This is a genomic window from Pseudomonas sp. Z4-20, from assembly GCF_051131955.1.
GTDB classification, from domain to species: domain Bacteria; phylum Pseudomonadota; class Gammaproteobacteria; order Pseudomonadales; family Pseudomonadaceae; genus Aquipseudomonas; species Aquipseudomonas marvdashtae.
In genome coordinates, this window is the sequence record NZ_CP071641.1 from 2,381,175 (window position 1) to 2,401,825 (window position 20,651).

General features: G+C 56.4%; 5 protein-coding genes. All 5 read left to right on the top strand.

What is annotated here, in order from left to right:
- Window positions 1-94: 94 nt before the first annotated feature.
- Complete coding sequence (locus J3P82_RS11145; protein WP_434563053.1) at window positions 95-2,257, top strand: type I secretion system permease/ATPase; 2,163 nt, start codon at window positions 95-97, stop codon at window positions 2,255-2,257.
- Entirely contained in the window at window positions 2,250-3,671 is a 1,422-nt protein-coding gene (locus J3P82_RS11150; protein ID WP_434563055.1) for an HlyD family type I secretion periplasmic adaptor subunit, read from the top strand. Before J3P82_RS11145 ends, J3P82_RS11150 begins: the two co-directional genes overlap by 8 nt.
- Before the next feature lie 920 nt (window positions 3,672-4,591).
- Complete coding sequence (locus J3P82_RS11155; RefSeq protein ID WP_434563057.1) at window positions 4,592-6,298, top strand: ShlB/FhaC/HecB family hemolysin secretion/activation protein; 1,707 nt, start codon at window positions 4,592-4,594, stop codon at window positions 6,296-6,298.
- Window positions 6,299-6,320: 22 nt separating this feature from the next.
- Window positions 6,321-19,427 carry a filamentous hemagglutinin N-terminal domain-containing protein gene (locus tag J3P82_RS11160; RefSeq protein ID WP_434563059.1) on the top strand — a complete coding sequence of 4,369 codons (13,107 nt, stop codon included), beginning with the start codon at window positions 6,321-6,323 and terminating at the stop codon, window positions 19,425-19,427.
- On the top strand, window positions 19,424-19,735 hold the full coding sequence (locus J3P82_RS11165) for a hypothetical protein (RefSeq protein ID WP_434563061.1): 312 nt from the start codon (window positions 19,424-19,426) through the stop codon (window positions 19,733-19,735). Before J3P82_RS11160 ends, J3P82_RS11165 begins: the two co-directional genes overlap by 4 nt.
- Window positions 19,736-20,651 lie beyond the last annotated feature (916 nt).

Consider the following 20,651-nt stretch of genomic DNA (forward strand, 5'->3'; position numbering starts at 1 on the left):
TTACTTTTTAAGACTATTATCCGATCGGAGGTAGCATATTGCTACCCTCGTATTCGTGCCAGGCTAGCTCGCCTGCCACATGCATGGAAGCGCTATGGACAACGCAGGAGGGGGTACTTCAGTGCCCGAAAGAATGACGAACATCGATACCGGTCTTGCATCGTTGGTAATGCTTGCGCGTTTTCATCAGGTTTCAGCTTCTTCTGAGCAATTGACGCACGAGTTCGGCAACGTTGGCCAATGTCTGTCACAGGCCGAATTAATTTTAGCGGCACGAAAATTGGGCCTTAAGGCCAAAGCCGCTAACACTTCGCTCGATCGATTGGACCGAACACCGTTGCCTGCCATAGCGGCAGATAAGGATGGCGGGTATTTTATTGTCGCTCGTCTGGATCAAGGAAAGGTCTTAATCCACGACCCCCGGGTGGCCCGGCCAGAAATTATTACGTTTGAAGCACTTCAGGACCGCTGGACCGGGCTGCTTCTGTTGATACGTTCGGAATCAGCGACTCCTGGTGAAACCTCCCGTTTTGACTTCACGTGGTTCATTCCTGCGATTGTCAAATACCGCAAGCTGCTTGGCGAAGTCATGCTGGTATCTTTCGTCTTGCAGATATTTTCTTTAATCACCCCTTTGTTCTTTCAAATCGTCATGGACAAAGTGCTAGTGCATCATGGGTTGACGACACTCGACGTGATCGCTGTAGGCCTTGCAGGGGTCATGTTGTTTGAGTCAGCCCTTTCTGGTCTACGTACTTATGTATTCGCACACACGGCCAGCCGGATTGATGTGGAGCTAGGCTCGAAACTTTTTCGCCATCTCATTACATTGCCGCTTTCGTATTTTCAGGCGCGTCGAGTGGGTGACTCCGTAGCCCGAGTGCGTGAACTGGAAAACATCCGTAACTTCCTGACTGGCAACGCGATCACCCTGCTGCTGGATGTACTCTTTTCCGTGGTGTTCATTGCAGTGATGTTTTACTACAGCGGATGGCTGACGCTGATAGTCCTAATATCGCTACCCCTGTACATCTTGGTTTCACTGCTCATTACCCCAATACTGCGCAAACGGCTGAATGACAGCTTTGCTCGCGGCGCTGAAAACCAGGCTTTTCTTGTGGAAACCGTCAATGGAATTGACACGCTGAAGTCAATGGCTGTTGAGCCTCAGGCGATCCGGAAATGGGATAACCAGCTGGCGGGATATGTCGCGGCGGGATTTAAAACTCAGAATCTATCGGCTATTGCCAATGAAAGTGTTGCACTTATAGGAAAGCTGGTCACCGTTGCAACTCTGTGGCTCGGAGCACGCCTGGTTATTGATGGTCAGCTCTCGGTTGGACAGTTGATTGCGTTCAACATGCTTGCTGGACGCGTGGCTCAGCCAATCATGCGGCTCGCACAGCTCTGGACGAATTTCCAGCAGACTGGAGTATCGGTACAGCGCCTTGGTGACATTCTGAATTCTCGCACTGAATTCTCTAACGCAGCGCGCAGCGCACTTCCTCCCATCAAAGGTCGCATCGAATTCGATCAGGTGCATTTTCGTTATCGGCCAGATGGTTCTGAGGTGCTGCGCGGAATCAATTTAACCATCAATGCAGGCCAGGTTATTGGGGTGGTAGGCCGCTCAGGTTCTGGCAAAAGCACGCTGACACGTTTACTGCAACGCCTTTATGTACCTGAGCGTGGTCGCGTTCTAGTAGACGGAATGGACCTGGCCTTGGCTGATGTGTCCTCGCTGAGGCGACAAATCGGCGTGGTGTTGCAGGACAACATGCTGTTTAACCGCACTATTCGAGAAAATATTGCATTGAGTGATGCTGGGGCTCCTTTAGACGTCGTGATGAAAGTCGCAACGCTGGCCGGCGCACATGAGTTCATCCTGGAGCTGCCCGAAGGTTACGACACCATGGTCGGCGAACATGGCGCCTCGTTATCGGGAGGGCAACGCCAACGTATCGCTATCGCCCGTGCACTCATGGGGAACCCGCGGATTCTAATTTTTGATGAGGCTACCAGTGCTCTGGACTATGAATCTGAGCGTATTGTTCAGCAGAACATGCAGGCCATATGCAAGGGTAGAACAGTGATCATCATTGCCCATCGATTGTCTGCTGTTCGCGACGCCAATCGCATCGTTGTCGTGGATCGTGGGCAGATCGTTGAGCAGGGAACGCATGCAGAACTACTGGCTCATCAGGCCGGCCATTATTCGCGTCTACATCGCTTACAGCAGGGAGGCAGCCATGTCTGATAATGAATCAACGGGCTTGCTGCACCACTATCGACGAGTTTGGCGCCAGTCCTGGAGCCGCCGAAAAGAGATGGATGCCCCTACGCGCCTGGCACATGAAGTGCAATTCCTGCCAGCCTCTCTGGAACTGCAAGATAAACCAAGCCATCCCGCGCCGCGGATTTTCATGTGGACAATTATGACGTTTGCAGCCTTGGCTTTGCTCTGGGCTTGCTTCGGCAAAATTGATGTAGTTGCGACCGCCACTGGAAAAATCATTCCGAGCGGTAAAACCAAGATCATCCAAGCAAGTGAAACGGCGGTGATCAAGGCTATTCACGTACGTGATGGACAATCAGTTAAAGCCGGTCAACTACTCTTGGAATTGGACTCCACTTCCGCGGATGCCGACGTAGGACGTGTTCGAGGCGATCTGCTTGCCGCTCGTGTGGATAGCGCACGAGCATCGGCCATGTTGGAGGCTATTAACCAGCGCACGTCTCCTCGGAGTTTGGAAGGCACTATCCCAGAAGCGGATCCTGCACATGTTCTCGCTGCCGAGCGTTGGCTGCAAGGTCAGTATCAGGAATACCGCAGTAGCCTCGACCAGGCCGACGCGGAAATTCAGCAGCGTCAGGCTGATATTCAATCTGCACGAATTCAGGTAGCCAGCCTGCAGAAAACGCTACCCATAGCAGTGAAGCTCGCAGACGACTATGAGCGCCTCCTCCAAAAACAATATATTGCGCGACACGCTTACCTGGAAAAAGAGCAAGCCCGCCTTGATCTTGAACGCCAACTCAGCGTCCAGCAAGCCAGCGTTCTGCAGTCCACCGCTGCACGCCAAGAGGCTGAACGTCGCCGCGATGGCATTGTGGCCCAATCTCGACGAGCAATGCTCGACCTACTGCAACAAGCCGATCAAAAAATTGCAACGTTCAGCCAAGACTTAACGAAGGCTCGCTACCAAGAAGCCCTCACTACGATCGAGTCGCCCGTGGATGGAACAGTTCAGCAATTGGAAGTTCATACCGTGGGAGGCGTGATCACACCCGCGCAACAATTGATGGTTCTGGTACCCGATGGCCAACCCGTCGAAGTCGAGGCCATGCTTGAAAACAAAGATGTTGGCTTTGTACGAGCGGGGCAGGCAGTGACCGTAAAAGTCGAAACCTTCACTTTTACAAAGTACGGTACGATTAATGGTGAGGTAATTAGTGTATCTCGGGACGCTATCGAAGATGAGAAGCGTGGGCTGGTATACAGCAGCAAAATTCATCTAGATAAAGAAATACTGAATGTTAACGGTACGGATATTAAATTATCTCCAGGGATGGCTATAACAGCGGAAGTGAAAACCGACACGCGCCGCGTGATTGAATATTTCCTTAGTCCGCTGCAGCAGCATGTGAGCGAGAGTTTGAGAGAAAGGTAACCAGTGTTTGGAATAATGTTACGCCGATCATCCTAAATAATAGATCTGAAATACCAGAAACCTGTACGTTCCAGGTATAAAAAGTTTTCTAATCTTGGGTTTTGAGTAATAGCTAACAACTCACTTGGTTATTTTTTGCCGACGCGCCCCTAGATCTCCAGGCGCGGAGAGACTCTCAATTTCACCGTTGAGAACAACATGTGGGTAACACGCTCCGCGGACGGAACTATCATAAATCCATCGTAGAAAACAAACGCAGTGTAGGCAGTCTTCAGTACTTCGTTTAGCGGGATACATAACTATGAACACCCGAGCGGACGTTGACGCATACATAGTTGTCGGTGTGAGGGGCGAATGACCGTTCAGGCATGAACTCCGGACGTTCACCGTATAACCGCAACGGGTCGAAAGCGGACCACGTAGAACGTCTGCTTTTGGCCGATTCTGTTGAAAAAGTCGGTCCTTCCAGACTGACGGGCAGTAATTGGCCGAAAGTGGTCGCTACTAGGGTTCCAACCCAGCCCGGAGGATGTTTCTTGTTATATCCCTCCCATCTCTATTTTTGTGATAAAGACTGGTGTTTTTCAGGGTTGTTACGCCAGGGTTATCCTGGGCCGTCAGCGCAATCCCTTGCTTTCGAACAACTCCACGAGCCACTCCACGAAGACCCTCAAGCTTAAGAATCATTTGAGCACATCCCTCGGAGTATTTTCTCTCAGCACAAGTGCTTCATCTTCCTTCCTGCAAACTCCGAGTAGAACGTCGCTGGAGCCCCACTATCTGGGCTCAAGTTTTCTTTCTCGTGGCCGCGATTGACGGAAGAAATAAATAATTCACACAACTGTAATTGAAGTCGTCTGGCAAATGCCTAGCATGCCTCTCTTGTCGTGATATCAAAAAGCCACGACACAGGGATGAACATGTGCTTACTTATTACTGCGGCGAGGTTTTGCCTGGCTTTGCTGTGCCTCTCTCCGCTTACCCTTGCTCTCGCCGCGCCGACGCCCGGTGACACCGACCTGATCCTCGAGCGCCAGAACCGCTTGCTCGAAGAGCAACGCCGGCGTCTCGAGGAACTCAAGGACTTGCCAGGCAAGGAGGCGCAACCGGCCCAGCCGACGACGCCTGCCGAGACCCGCTGTTTCACGATCAAGACCATCGAACTCAAAGGCGCTGACAGCCTGTCCGCCAGCGAGCGCGAGCAGTTGCTCAAGCCCTACATCGGCCAATGCCTGGGCGTGCCGCAGCTTAACGAACTGCTCAAAGTCATCACCGACCATTACATCGAGAAAGGCCTGGTCACCAGCCGCGCCTACCTGCCGCAACAGGATCTGTCCGCCGGGCATTTGAGTGTGTTGGTGGTGGAAGGGCGTCTGGAAGGCCTGAAGGGCGCCGAGAACAGCCGGTTATCACCGCTGGAGCTGGCGATGGCGTTTCCCGGCAAGGCCGGCGAGTTGGTCAACCTGCGGGAAATCGAACAACTGGTGGACCAGCTCAATCGCCTGCCCTCGAACCAGGCAAAAATGGAGCTGACCCCCGGCCAGAACGTCGGTGGCAGTGAAGTTCAGGTGACCAACGATCCGCAAAAGCCCTGGCGTGCCGGCCTGTCCCGCAGCAACGACGGCCAGCGCAGCACCGGCGAGCAACAGTGGGGCACCAGCTTTGAATGGGACAGCCCGTTGGGGTTGGCCGACCAGTTGATGTTGCGCGGCGGTCACGATGCGATGACCGACCACCAGCACACCTCCAACAACGCCATGCTTTATTACAACCTGCCCTGGGGCTGGTGGAACTTCAGCTACACCTACAGCCAGAGCGAATATCGCTCGCAGATCCCAGCCAACGGCTTCAACTTCAAGCAGACCGGCGACAGCCAGAACCATCAGTTGCGCGTCGAGCGGGTGATCCATCGTGACGCCGTCAGCAAGACCTCCCTCAACACGGGCCTGGCGTACCTGCGCACCAACAACTTCATCGAAGACAGCAAGCTCGATGTCAGCAGCAATCGCCTCAGCGAAGGCCAATTCGGCATCAACCATGGCCGCCGGATCGGCAACGCCTTCGTCAACCTGGACCTGGGCGTGCAGCAAGGCATCGGTGCCTTCGATGCCCAGGGTGATAACGACCCGGGCCCCGGCCAGGCCGACGCGCGTTACCGCAAGTACACGGCCACCGCCAGCTACCTGCAACCCTTCAAGGTGTGGGGCGAGTCGTTCAGCTTCAGCAGCCTGATGACCGGCCAGCGCAGCGAAGACGTGCTGTTCAGCCCGCAACGCATGAGCCTGGGCGGGCAGTCGTCGATTCGTGGCTACAAGGACCAATCGTTGTCCGGCGACAGCGGCGGCTACTGGCGCAACGACCTGCGCTGGAGCCGCCCGGTGACGCTGGAATGGCTGCGCCCGGTGTTCGCCGAATACGGCACCAGCCTTGGTTATGACCAAGGCGTGATCCGTGGCGATCGCTACAACGAGGATCAGCACGGGCGTATGTCGAGCAACTCGCTGGAGCTGTTCGCCCGTGGCCAGCACCTGAGCGCCAGCGTCACCTTCGCCCATTCCCTGGAACGTCCGGATGCCCTGACCGAGCGCGAAGCGCCGATCTACTTCCGCGTAGACGTATCCATTTAATCTGCTGCAACGAGACCTGATCATGGACGACCGCCAATACGCCTTCCTGGCCCGCCAACCTTCTGCTGCCCTGGAAAACCGCGAGCGGTTTCTCGGGATGCCCAAGCGCGGCCTGGCGTTCCTGTTGGCCAACGTCATGTTCTGGCAACCGATGTGGGCCCAGGCCGACGGCATCGTGGTCAGCGCCCCGGGCACCGGCCTGGATCGGGCCGGCAATGGCGTGCCCATCGTCAATATCGCCAAGCCCAACGCCAACGGCCTGTCCCACAACCAATTCAAGGACTACAACGTCGGCAGCAACGGCGTAATCCTCAACAACGCCACCTCCCGTACCCAGTCCACGCAACTGGGCGGAATCATCGTCGGCAACCCGAACCTCCAGGGCGCGGCCGCCACGACCATCCTCAACGAAGTCAACGGCGGCAGCCCCAGCCAGTTGCGCGGCTACACCGAAGTGGCCGGGCAATCGGCCCACGTCATCGTCGCCAACCCGTATGGCATCAGCTGCAACGGCTGCGGTTTCATCAACAGCCCGAAAGTGACCTTGAGCACCGGTAAACCAATCGTCGAAAACGGTCGGCTGGATCGTTATCAAGTGGACCAGGGCAGCGTCGCCATCGAAGGCGCCGGTCTTAACGCGACCAACGTTGACCACTTCGAAATCATCACCCGCAGCGCCAAGATCAATGCCGAGATCCAGGCCAAGAACCTGACGATCGTGGCCGGGCGTAACGACGTCAACGCCGACACCCTCAACGCCACCGCCCGCGCCGATGACGGCAGTGTAAAGCCGGAACTGGCGATCGACTCTTCGGCGCTGGGCGGGATGTACGCCGGGGCGATCAAATTGGTCGGCACCGAGGCCGGGGTTGGGGTGAAGCTGGACGGCAAGCTGATTGCCAGTGGCGGGGATATCCAGCTCGATGCCAATGGGCATCTGAGCATGGTCGATACCTCGGCCAGCGGGGCGGTCAACGTCAAGGCGGCAAGCCTTGATGCGCAGGGCCCGGTTTATGCCGGCACGACGCTGAATGCGCAGACTCAGGGTGACTTGACCAACCAGCAAACCTTGGCGGCGCGGGACAGCATCACGTTGAATGCCGGTGGGCAGCTAACCAACAACGGCATTATCGAAGTCGGGGTGAATGCCGACACCACGCGCAATGCCTCGGGTGATGTAAGCCTCACGGCACAAAGCCTGAACAACAACGGCAAGAGTATTGTTGCCAGCCGTAACCTGACGGCGAATGTTGCGCAGACGTTGACCAACCAGGGCGGGACGCTGAATGGTCAGGCCGGCGTGCAGATTTCCACCTCGACCCTGGATAATCGCCAGAAAGGCCGGGTGCTGAGCCAAGGCGGACTGGCTGTCACCGCTAACCAGGTTTCGAACGCTCAGGGCGGCTTGATCAGTAGCGCCGACAACCTGAGCGTGAATGCCGGGTCCCTCAATAACAGCGGCGGTGAGCTGTCCAGTTCGACTGTTGGTACGGTACGGGTAGCGTCTTTGGATAACGTCGCCGGTTTGATCGGTGCCGGACAGAACCTGAGCATTACAGCCAGTGGCCAGTTGAACAATCAGGGCGGGCGTGTACTGGCCCAGAGGGATTTGCAGATTGGCGCGGCTGCGCTGGATAACAGCCAGCAGGGGGCGATGGTCAGTCAGGGTACGTTGGCCTTGACTGCGGGCACGCTGGATAACCGTCAGCAAGGCAAGGTGCTCAGTGCGGGGGCACTCACTGCCCAGATAGCGGGGCAGATGCTCAACCAAGCCGGGCTTTTCAATTCAGGCGGCAATCTTCGGTTGACCACCGCTGCGCTGGATAACCGCAATGGTGAAGTCTCCAGTCTCGCGAATCTGACCTTGAATGGCAGTCAGGCGGATAACAGCGGCAACGGTCGGATCCTGGCAAACGGCGACATTACCCTGTCGCTCGACAGCTTCGACAATCAGCGAAAAGGCCTGGTTGCCGGGCAGCGCGATCTACAACTCAATGTCGGGCAGTTGGATAATAGCGATGCCGGCAGCGTGTATGCCAAGCGCAACCTCAACCTGGTCGTGACCAAGCAACTGAACAACACCCAAGGCGCGCTACGCGGTGACGGCACACTCACTGCGCAGGCGGCGAGCCTGGGCAATAACGGCGGCAGTATTTCCAGCGTGGGTGGTTTGAGTGTCACCAGCAGCGGCGCCCTGGCCAATCAGGGTGGAACCTTGCTCACCGACGCCGGATTGACCCTGACCAGCGGCAGTCTCGACAACAGCCAGCAGGGTCGTATCGCTGGTAATGGTGTAGCGCTCAAGACGGGGGCCCTCGCCAACCAGCAGGGCGGGCAACTGACCAGTACCGGCGCACTCCAGCTCACGGCGAGTGAGGTGGACAACAGCCGCGCAGGCCGTATCGCCAGCGCCATGGCATTGACTGCAACGGTCACTGGCCTTGATCAACACGCGGGCGGTCAATTGTTCAGCGCCACTGATGTCAGCCTTGACCTGAACAGAGGGCAACTGAATAACAACGGTGGTTTGATCACTGCACCGGGCCAGTTGCTGTTGAAAAATCTCAGCACTGTCGGCAACCAGAGCGGCGAAATCTCCAGTGCCAAGGCATTCATCCTGGCGGCGCAGAGCCTCGACAATACCGGCGGCAAACTAGTCAGTGATCAAGGACTGAACGTACGCATCGATCAGGCGTTGGCTAACGTCCGCGGAGTCATCTCCGGGCATGGCGTCGACCTGCGCGCGGCTCAGTTGGACAACACTGACGCCAGCCTCAGCAGCGATGCTGACTTGAACCTGCAACTGAGCGGGGCATTGCTCAACCGCAATGGCGAGCTGTCCAGCGCCGGTAACAGCACGATCAGCGCCATGACCCTGGGCAACGGTGGCGGCCAGATCACCGCCGATCAACGCCTGAACCTGACCATCAGCGGTGCCCTGGATAACCAGGCCGGTACGCTGGGGGCCGGACAAGGCTTGGGCGTCAGGGCCGAGAGCCTGGATAACCGCCAGGCAGGCAGCCTGGTGACGGACGGTAACCTCGACCTCACCCTCGACGGGCTACTGAATAACCAGGGCGGCGGCAGTCTGTTGGCCAAGGGCTTGATGAGCGTGCAAGGCCTGAGCCTGGACAACCGTGGTGGCCGTCTTTCGGGGCAGAATCTGCTGACGTTGCGCACGACCACGACGGACAACCGTGGCGGTGTCATTCGCGCCGACAAGGACCTGCAACTCTTCGTCGATCGGATGGACAACCGCCAACAAGGCTTGCTCACCAGCAAGGTCGGCATCGGTTTCACCGGTCAACGTCTGGATAACCAGGGCGGCTTGCTGAGCGCCGTGGGGTTGGTGCACTTGCAAGCCGGCGTCGTGTTCAATAACGCTGGGCGTATTGCCAGTCAAGGCGACATGGTCGCCAATGTTGATGCGCTGACCCAGCAGGGTGGTGAACTGGTCGCCCAAGGCACGCTGACATTGACCGGTGCCTCGCTGGATAACAGCCAGGGTGGTTTGGTCGGGGCAACAGAAGCGCTGAAACTCAATGTTGGCAGCGTCGACAACCGCGCGGGCGAAATCTCCAGTCAGGTCGATGTCGGTCTCACCGGCGATCAACTGAATAACAGTGACGGCGGCAAGGTGCTGGCGGGCACCGCACTGGGGCTCAAGGTCGCGCGCCTGATCAATCAGAACAAGGGTCTGCTGTTTGGCAGCACCCTCAACCTGACCGGCACGCGTCTGGACAATGGTGGGGGCACGCTTGCCGGCCAGCGTGACCTGTTGCTCAACCTGACGGCCGACTTGGACAACCGTGCCGGCCTGCTCAGCAGCGAAGGAACCCTGACCCTCGACGCCGCCAGCCTGGACAACGCCATGGGCAGCCTGTCCAGCGCGGCGGCGCTGAAGGTTGCCACCACCGGGGCGCTGAAAAATCAGGGCGGCTCGATCAATACCGACGCAGGGCTGACGCTAAATAGCGCCACCCTCGATAACCAAAACGGCGGCGTGCTGTTCGGCAAGGGCGCAACGCGGGTCACCACCGGCGCCTTCGACAATAGTCATGGCGGTCGCCTGACCAGTGCCAACACCCTGGACCTGACTGCCGCCCAAGTGACCAACCAGGACACCGGCCGCATCGCCAGCGCCATGGCCTTGACCGCCTCGCTCACGGGCCTCGACCAGCAGGGCGGGGAGTTGTTCAGCAACACGGCGCTGAGCCTCGACCTGAACCACGGCCAGTTGAATAACCAACATGGCTTGATCAATACTCCCGGCGCGCTGCTACTGAAAAATCTCGACGGTGTCGTCAACCAGAATGGGGAAATTTCCAGCGCCCAAGCCTTCACCCTCGGCGCCCGGACGCTGGACAACAGCGGTGGCAAGCTGCTCAGCAATCAGGCGCTGACGTTGCGCTTGGCGCAAGCACTGAACAACATCAACGGCATCATTTCCGCAGCCGCGTTGAATACCCGCAGTGCCAGCCTGGACAACACTGGCGGCTTGATCAGCAGCCGCGATGAGCTGGACCTGCAAGTCGACAACCACTTCACCAACCATCAGGGCACCGTGGTCGCCGATGGCTATCTACTGCTCGATGCCGTCACGGCGGATAACAGCCAGGGCCAGATCGCCAGTAAAAAAGACCTGAGCGCGACCCTTGGCAGCTTGCAGCAGCAAGGCGGGCAATTAATCGCCCAAGGCAAGCTGAGCCTGACAGGCAATAGCCTGGACAACCGCGCCAATGGCCTGGTCGGTGCGACCGCTGCACTGGACATCAAGGTTGGCAACATCGACAACCGCGGTGGCGAACTGTCCAGTCAAGGGGCATTGCGCCTGGTTGGTCAACAACTGGACAATAGCGACAGCGGGCAGATTCTCGCCCAAGGCACATTGGCGCTGAAGGTCGATCAAATCATCAACCGCAACAAAGGCCTGCTCTCGGGCAAGGCCGGCGTGAGCGTGATCGGCACGGGACTGGATAACACCTCAGGCGCCGTGCTCAGCGCGAAGAGCATCGACGTCGACCTCGGTGCCACGCTGGACAACAACCTGGGGCTGTTCAGCAGCGAAGGTTCACTCGGCGTTCGGGTGGGGAGCTTGATCAACACGGCGGGCAGCCTGTCCAGCGCCGGCACGTTGAGCGTGAACAGCATCGGGGCGATCAGCAACCAGGGTGGACAACTGATCACCGACGCCGACCTCACCCTGCACAGCGCCAGTCTCGATAACCAGCGCCAGGGCAGCATCAGCGGCAAGGGCGCCGTGAGCGTCACCACCGGTCAGTTCAACAACAGCCATGACGGACAACTGACCAGCGCCAGCACCCTGAATCTCGACGCAGGCAAGGTCACCAACCAGGACAATGGCCGGATCGGCAGCACCGGCGCCCTGACTGCCAATGTCACCGGCCTGGATCAACAGGGTGGTCGTTTGTTCAGCAGCACCCGCCTGGACCTGGACCTGCACAACGGCCAGTTGAACAACCAGAATGGCTTGATCAATGCGCCGATTCTGGTCCTGAAAAACCTCACGGACGTGGCCAACCAAAACGGTGAAATTTCCAGCGCCCAAGCCTTCACCCTGACGGCGGACCGCCTCGACAACAGCAACGGCAAATTGCTGAGCAATCAAGGCATCACGCTGCGCATCGCCCAAGCATTGAACAACGTCAAGGGCTTGATCGCCGCTGCCAGCCTGGATGTGAAGGCGGGCGCCCTGGATAACAGCGGTGGCACCCTGAACAGCCGTGGCGATCTATTGCTTAAGGTCGACGGTGTGTTGACCAACAAGGGCGATGGCCTGGTCAATGCGGCGCAGGCACTGGACATCAGTTCCGCCGATCTCGACAATCAGGGCGGTCAAGTGCTCGCCGTCACCGAGCTGACGCTCAACGCGACGGCCCTGGACAACAGCGGTAACGGCCTGATCAACAGTCAGGGTACGTTGAGCCTGACCGCCAACAGCCTGGACTCCAGCGACGGCGGCGAAGTGTCGGCCCAAGGCGATATCGGTTTGAGCCTGAGTGCATTGACCCAGAACGGCGGTCGCCTGCTCGGCAATGCCGGCATCTCCCTCGACCTGGGCGGTGGTGACCTGAACAACAGCAGCGGTTTGATGACTGCCAAAGGACCGCTGACCATCAGCCGGTTGCGCGACCTCAATAACCGCCGCGGCGAAATCTCCAGCAGCCAGAGCTTCACCCTGGCCGGACGCACCCTCGATAACACCGGCGGCAAGCTGATCAGCAGCAACCTGCTCAGCCTCGACGGCAACAGCCTGCTCAATCAGAACGGCCTGATCTCTGGATGGCAAGGACTGCTGGTCAACGGTTCCAGTCTCGACAACCGCAACAACGGCACGCTCTCCAGCCGCAATGGAGACGTCGGCGTCACCCTCAGCGGGGCACTGCTCAACAGCGCTACCGGTGCGCTGGTCGGCCAGAATAAACTCACTGTCAGCGCCGCCAGCCTGGATAACCGTGGCGGGATTCTTTCCAGTGGCAGCGACCAGACCCTGACCGCCACCGGCGGTTTGCTGAACAACGCCCAAGGCGGCTTGATCGACAGCGGCGCCATTCTGGTCATGAACGCCATGACCCTGGGTAACGCCGGCGGTACCGTCAACGCGCAAAAAGCCTTGAACTTCACCGGCACCTCCCTGGATAACAGCGATGGCAATCTGATCGGTAACGCTGCTGTGACCCTGGACTTGCTCGGTGCCTTGACCAACACCAGCGGCAAGATCGCCAGTGTCGGCCCACTGCGGGTGGAGCGCGCCACGCAGATCAATAACCAGGGCGGCCAGATCGCCAGCCAGGGCTTGTTGACCTTGCTCACCAATGGCCTGGACAACCGCAATCGCGGCACCGTCGTGGCCAGTGATTTGTTGGTCTTGAATACCTCCGGCGTAGTCCAGAACGACGCCGATGGCTTGATCTACAGCCAGAGCGGCGGCGTGGACATCGACGCGGCCAGCCTTACCAACGGCAAGGGTGTGGTGCAAAGCCAAGGGGATCTGAAACTCACCGTCGATGCGGACATCGATAACCAGAGCGGTAGAATCCAAGCCAAGGCCGGCGATGTAACTATGGTGGGTCGCCATTTCGATAACCGTGGCGGCGTGCTCGCCAGCCTGCAAGGTGTGCTCACCACGCAACTGACCGGTGTGCTGAAAAACGGCTATGACTTGAACAACAACCGCCAGGGCGGCATCACCCAGGCCCAGCGCCTGAACCTGACCGCTCGGGGCGGCCTCGACAACTATGGCGGACGCATCTCCGCACAAACCGGCGACGCCATCGTCGTCACCCGAAACTTCGACAACCGCAACGGCGGCCTGTACGCCAAAGGCAAGGTCAACGTCACCGGTAACGATTTTGATAACAGTGGCGACAACGACGGCCAGATCGCCGGCAGCCAGATCGACCTGGACCTGACCGGCGCGATGAACAACCGGCTGGGCATTATCGAAAGCGACAGCACCTTGGCGATCAAGGCGGCGAGCCTCGACAACCAGACGGGTAAGTTGCGTGCGTTGGGTACCAGCGGCAAGACCAACTTCCAGATTGGTGGTCTGTTCGATAACCGCAGCGGTACGTTGGAAAGTGCCAATACCGATTTGAACCTCGGTGTAGGCAACTTGCTCAATGCAGATGGCAGCATCCTCCACGTAGGGAGCGGCAACTTCGGCGTCGCCACTACCAACGTCATCAATGCTGGTGGAAGTTTCGTCACCCGTGGCGCTTTGACCCTCAATGCTGATAGCTGGACCAACACCAGCGTCTTGCAAGCTGGCACGCTGAACGTCAACGTCAATAACTTCACCCAGACTGCAACCGGACAGTTGCTCGCGACGACTTCTCTTGTAGGCAGTGGCGGTACCTGGCGCAACGACGGGCTGATCGCCAGTGACGGCAGCCTGAGCCTGAACTTGGGCGGGACCTATTCTGGCAATGGCCGGGTCAGTAGTTTGGGCACGCTAGGCTTAACCGCTGGGCAATTGAACCTGGCCAGCTTGGGCAGCATCGCAGGTGGCGGGACCACCTCGGTAAGCGCCTCGGGCCAGTTGAACAACTACGGTCGGATCACTTCCAACGCTTCACTGACGGCCAACGCCGGTGTTTTGAATAACTACGGGACGTTAGGTAGTGGGCAGAACCTGACAGTCAATGCGTCTTCATTGCTGAACGATCATGGCTTGGTCTTTAGCGGTGGAAACATGGCATTGCGGGTGACCGACTTCAACAACCTGTATGCCGATGTCTACAGCCTGGGCGGGATTGATATTGCGGCTGACAGCGCTGGGAACCGGGCGCGATTGGTGTCCAATCGTTCTTCAACCATGGAGTCAGCCGGGGATTTTTCGCTTTCGGCGACGACGTTTGAAAATACAAAGGATCGTTTTACATATACCTCGAGCAAAGTATCGGGCGCATTGAGTGTGGCTTGCCTTCGCGATTGTTGGAGCGATGAAAACGGGGAGAGAACCTTCCAGGGATCGGGGACATACGTGCTGACCGAGAACTTTGAAGCGACCGCTAGTGAGGATAGCGCAAGTTCATCGTTGACCTCTGGGGGAAACATACGGATAGCAGGAGGCAGGGTTTCGAATCTTTACAGCACGATTTCGGCGTCGGGTAACATTTCGATTACGGCTGATGATTTCCAAAATCAGGCGGCTCAGGTCGGGCCCTACTCCGTGAAAAGTACTTATGACGCTCAGGGAAACATGGCGAGCGTCGTGACCGATGATTTCTTTTTCTACAACCAGCGAAACAACCTTGCCTTTCCCACCGTTGAATACGAATGGCATGGGGAAATCTACGGAGGAAGGCCTCGTGAGGTTAAACATTATCAGATGGTGCCTGTAGCCCATCTGGTACCCGAATCAGACAGCGCCTCCGGCGGCTATGTCGAGGTGTTCTGGTTCGATAAAAACTATGAGGTGGAGACAGAAGCCTCGTTAGGAAGCCAACCCTATCTGATGTACGCCCGCTCAGGGCTGAATGACGACGATACCTACTTCCACTCCGGTTCGCTGTATGACAGGAACAATCTCGCGGACGCTCCAGCTTGGCTTAACTCAACGCCTCTGATCAGCCGCGAAGTTACTGGCACCCTAAGCAGCTCACCAGCCGTCATCCAGGCTGGAGGACAGGTATCGATCAACGCTTCTTCTTCCATTAACAACAGTCTCATCACACCATTCACCGCAGTAACCCAAGGTCGTGACAAGACATCCAATACAGCTGTCTCCTCAACGTCCCAAGCGGTGTTCATACCCGCCAGCCTGCTGCCCCCCGAATTGCGTCAATCCCAGGTCAACCCCTTGGCCTTACCAGGCTTCAGTCTACCCACCGGCCAAAATGGGATGTTCCGCCTGAGCGGGCAGGGCGTTAGCAGTACGCTGGCTACCCAAGCGAATGTCGCTGCGCCAAACTGGACCTTCACCGGCGCCAGTGTTGCACAAGCTCAACGCAACCAGAGCGTGCCGGACGTTCAGGCCCGTGATATCCAACTGGGTACGGGTACTCAGGTTGCGGCAGCCAACCGTCAAGCGATAGCCGACGTCCGTCAAAGTACGAGCATCAACGGTAACGCATCGACCATCAGCGTCAGTGCACCCGGCGACTCAGGGGCCAATGGCACCCTCGCACCGGGACACACGCCGAATTCATCCGGTATCACAGTTGTTGGTGGCGTGGGCGGATCGAACCTTGCGGGCCAACCTGCTGTAGTCGGCGTACTCCCTGCCTCTCAGCTGTCAACCACGGTCCCATCGACCGTTCTCGCACAAATGACCACGCCAGGTAGCCAGACGATTACCCGCGTCCAAGGTTTGCCGAGCAACGCCAACCAATCCAAGCCACAAAAATACCTTATCGAAACCAACCCGGTGCTGACAGAGCTCAAGCAGTTCATGAGCTCGGATTATTTGCTGGCGAACCTGGGCTACAACCCGGATGACAGCGCCAAACGCTTGGGGGACGGGTTGTATGAGCAACGACTGATCCAGCAGGCCGTCCTGGCTCGCACCGGTCAGCGTTACATCGACGGTCAGACGACAGACGAAGGCTTATTCAAATACCTGATGAACAACGCCGTAGCCAGCAAGGACGCGTTGAACCTGAGCCTGGGCGTCACGCTAACCGCCGAGCAGGTCGCGGCGCTGACCCATGACATCGTCTGGCTTGAGGAGCATGAGGTCAATGGCGAGAAGGTGCTGGTGCCAGTGCTCTACCTGGCGAACGCCAATCAGCGCTTGGCCGCAAATGGAGCCCTGATCCAGGGCAAGGATGTTTCGCTGATTGCCGGCAAGGACCTGACCAACTCAGGTACCTTGCGTGCGACCGAAAATCTGGCCGCTATTGCCGGCACCGATCTGGTCAACAGCGGTTTGATTCAGGCGGGCAATCGCCTCGACCTCTTGGCTGGTAACGACCTGGTAAACAAGGCGGGAGGGATTATCTCCGGGCGCGATGTCAGCCTCACCGCATTGAAGGGCGACGTCATCAATGAACGCAGCGTCCATACCTATGACTCTGAGGTAGGCCGCTGGGATCAGCATCGGGAGTTTCTCGACAGCGCGGGTCGGATCGAAGCTGCGAATGACCTGACAATCAAGGCAGGGCGCGATGTCGCCAACATCGGCAGTACCTTGCAAGCCGGTCGAGATATGTCTATCAGCGCCGGTCGGGATGTCATCATTACCTCAGCCACCGAGCACAACACCGAGGAAAAAGGCAAAAACGACACTAAGGAGCAAATCACTCAATTTGAGTCACGCCTCATCGCGGGGCGCGACATATCGATCGACACCGGTCGTGACCTTACCATCGTAGCCAGCCAGCTCGAGGCCAAGCGTGACATCGCTATGGCTGCGGTGGAAAACATCACCGTGAGTTCGGCGGCGGACGAAGCACACTCTTTCTACAAGACTAAAAAGGTCACTGATCAGAAAGATCATGTCAGTCAGGTGCAAAGCTCGATCTCTGCCGGTGAATATGTAGGTCTCACTGCAGGTAAGGACTTGGCGCTCATTTCGAGTCGAATTACGGCGGGGGATGAGGCGTATCTGGTGGCTGGTGGAGATTTGGGGTTACTGGCTGCGCAGGACAGTGACTACTCGCTTTATAGCCGGAAAAGTAAAAGCAGTTTAGGTACGCGCACCAAGCGAGACGAGATTACCAAGGTCGTCCATGTCGGTAGTGAAATCAGCACAGGCGGTGATCTCACCTTGATTAGCAAAGGCGATCAAAGCTACCAGGTGGCCAAGCTGGAAAGTGGAAATGATTTGCTATTGAAAAGTGGCGGTTCGGTGACCTTCGAAGGTGTGAAGGACTTGGATCAAGAGAGTCACGAAAAGAGCAGCACCAGCCTTGCTTGGAATTCAATGAAGGGCAAAGGGCACACCGACGAGACGCTACGCCAGAGTCAACTCACGGCGAAAGGCCAGGTGGTAATCGATGCAGTAGACGGGCTCAAGATCGATATCAAACATATCGACCAGAAATCAGTTACCCAAACCATCGACGCAATGGTTAAGGCCGACCCGCAATTAGCTTGGCTCAAGGAGGCTGAAAAGCGTGGGGATGTTGATTGGCGGAAAGTGAAAGAGGTACACGAATCCTTCAAATACAGCAACTCCAGCCTTGGGGCGGGGGCGATGCTCGTCATCGTTATCGTCGTCACGGTGCTGACGGCCGGCGCTGCCAGCGCGGCGGTGGGAACAGCGGCAAGCGCGACGGCGGGCTCCGGAACTGTAATGGCTGCAGCAACTACCGCAGAAGCGATAGCCGCAGGCGCCCAGGCAGTCGCAGCTGGCTGGGGCAACATAATGGTCTCGACAGCGCTTACTTCGGTGGCAAGCACTGGTGCGGTGAGTCTGTTTAATAATCAGGGAGATCTGGGAGGCACATTAAAGGATACGTTCAGCAACGACAGCCTAAAAAACGCAGCCATAGGCGGTTTAACTGCCGGGGCGATCAGTTACGTAGACAGCAATTGGTTTCAGGCGCCCAATGGTGCTACCAATGGTGGCTCAACGGTTACAAGCGCTGGTCCGATCCAAAACCCTGGCTATTCAAAAGACATGCTCAGTTGGGCCAATGCCCAACAAACGCTCCTTCGCAGCGGGACGCATGCTTTGATAAACAGCGGTGTTACGACTGCTATCAATGGGGGGAGCTTCGGGAAGAACCTTGGTGGCGCTCTCTTTGGGGAAGGGCTTGATCTAGCCGCTGCGGCGGGTAACAAAGGCATCGGGGATCTCGCAGCAAAACTGAAGGTAAGCCCGGGAAGCGCACAGGCAATGTTCCTTCATGCTGCATTGGGAGGGTTGATTTCTGTTGCCAGTGGGGAGAGTTTTACCAGTGGAGCCATCGCTGGCGGTGTAGCAGAAGGCTTGACTCCGGTGGCAAATGAGATCCTAGCCCAGCATGTGAGTGAATATTTCAATGCCAATGATCTGAGCGAGCAAGGAAGCCAGGCGAAGATTACCACCGCACAGATTATTGGATTACTCTCGGCAGCAATGGCGGGAGGTAACCCAGGTACAGGAAGCTTGATTGGCGGGGCTGGAGAGAAATATAACTCCCAAGGCCACTATGACGATGACGATTCAGATGGGGCAATGGCCAGTGATGCCTCCGGTGCGGCGGAGGAGCTGAAGGATGAACTGGATGTTTTCAACGATCACGCTTCGAATGGGGGAGTAGATCTTCTCAGCCCGATACCCGGAAATGGTCTGCCGATTGTTGGTGGAACAGGAGGGAGCGGTAGCGGTGCAAAAGGAACTCTTACACCTAAAGATTTTCCAGAGGTGGCTGGAAAAATCAGTCAAAAGCAGCTTAGACATATCGCAGGGAGACCTGAACTTGAAGCTAGAGGAGGGGGAGGATACTTGAATAGTGTTGATGATGCTCAACGAGTGCTAGATGCTTACCGTATAGGAAACGTCACGATTTTAGGTAAAAATGCTCAAGGGTTTCCCATTGTTAAATTTGAAGGTGTAACGGGGACAAATGTTAATGCTGGTGTTGGTATAGCCGGTCAGCCAACCAATATTTTTATCATCAAAGGTACAAAGAGTCCGAGTATCGTTCCAACTAACCCAAACTGGAGTAAAAAATGAATACTGCAGATGAGCTAAAAGCTTGGAATCATCAGGTTTTAATGCTGATCCAGGCAATGTTGGGGGCAGTCACTCCGAACTTTAGGATGGTGGTTTTGTCTCGCGAAGGTGAGGAGTGGGTGATAAGTTTTTATTTCGAGAAGGATGTGGGGGACGACATTGAAGAGGTAGAGGACATAATATGCCAATACACCGCCTATCAAGACTCTAATTTGAAATGCAGACGGGAGGTTATAATAAGCAGAGAAAAGCTACCTAGTCTATCGCAAGCTGATAGGGTTGTTTATCGTCGAAAGGAGTATTGTTAAATGACCTGGATTTCCTTCTATAGCTGACAGGGGCAACGAAAATTGATAATCAATCTACAAGCCTGATCCTATAGTGCATGGTTAAGCGCCAAAATTTGGACTGTTTCAATGCCCAATAGTAATCAAGCATATGTATGTCCGGTATGCGGATATCCTGATCTTAATGAGCCGGTGTATGACAGTTTTGGCTGTGCCTCGTACAATATTTGCCCATGCTGCGGGACGGAATTTGGATATGATGACTCGACAGTCGCTCATTCCGATTTGCGCGAAAAGTGGGTTTCTAAGGGGATGCAATGGTGGAGTAAGCATCAGCTCAAGCCTAATGATTGGGATCCGGCCAGGCAGCTAAAAAATAATTAGATGCTTTGTTTATTGGTGCAAAAGGAGAATGGAAGTGGGGAAAATTCAAGGGGATTCGGAATGGCCACTCCGTTTATAAGCAATAGTGTTGTTCTTCTATCTATCTCTTACTGTGCCAATACGCACGAGATCAACTACGTTTTTTTGGTTGATCGCATTGAGATAAGGCAGGGAGGAGAGTTGCATGAGGCTGCTGGTATAAAAGGCATTAAGTGTAGCGTTGAGTTGGAGCGGTTTTTATTGGCGCTAATGCCGTTTGATCGAAGCGTATCGAAAAAACTTTGTTGTATGTCTTGGGCTTGCGCCGAAGGTGAGAGAGTTGATCTTCCAGTCCCTCTGCTACTGTTGGGTTTTAAACCTTAGGTGTACCTTGGTGAGGTGTAATATTGTTTTTCGAACGACTTCTTATTGCCGATATTCGCGTGCTCAACTACATTGGGTGGTGGTATCGGAAAAAACCAATGAGTTAGTTGTAAGAAGCTTTTGGTATGAAAAGACTTAAGCGTAGGGCGAGTTGGATCAGTTTGTATTGGGCCTGCTGCCGGTTGATCGA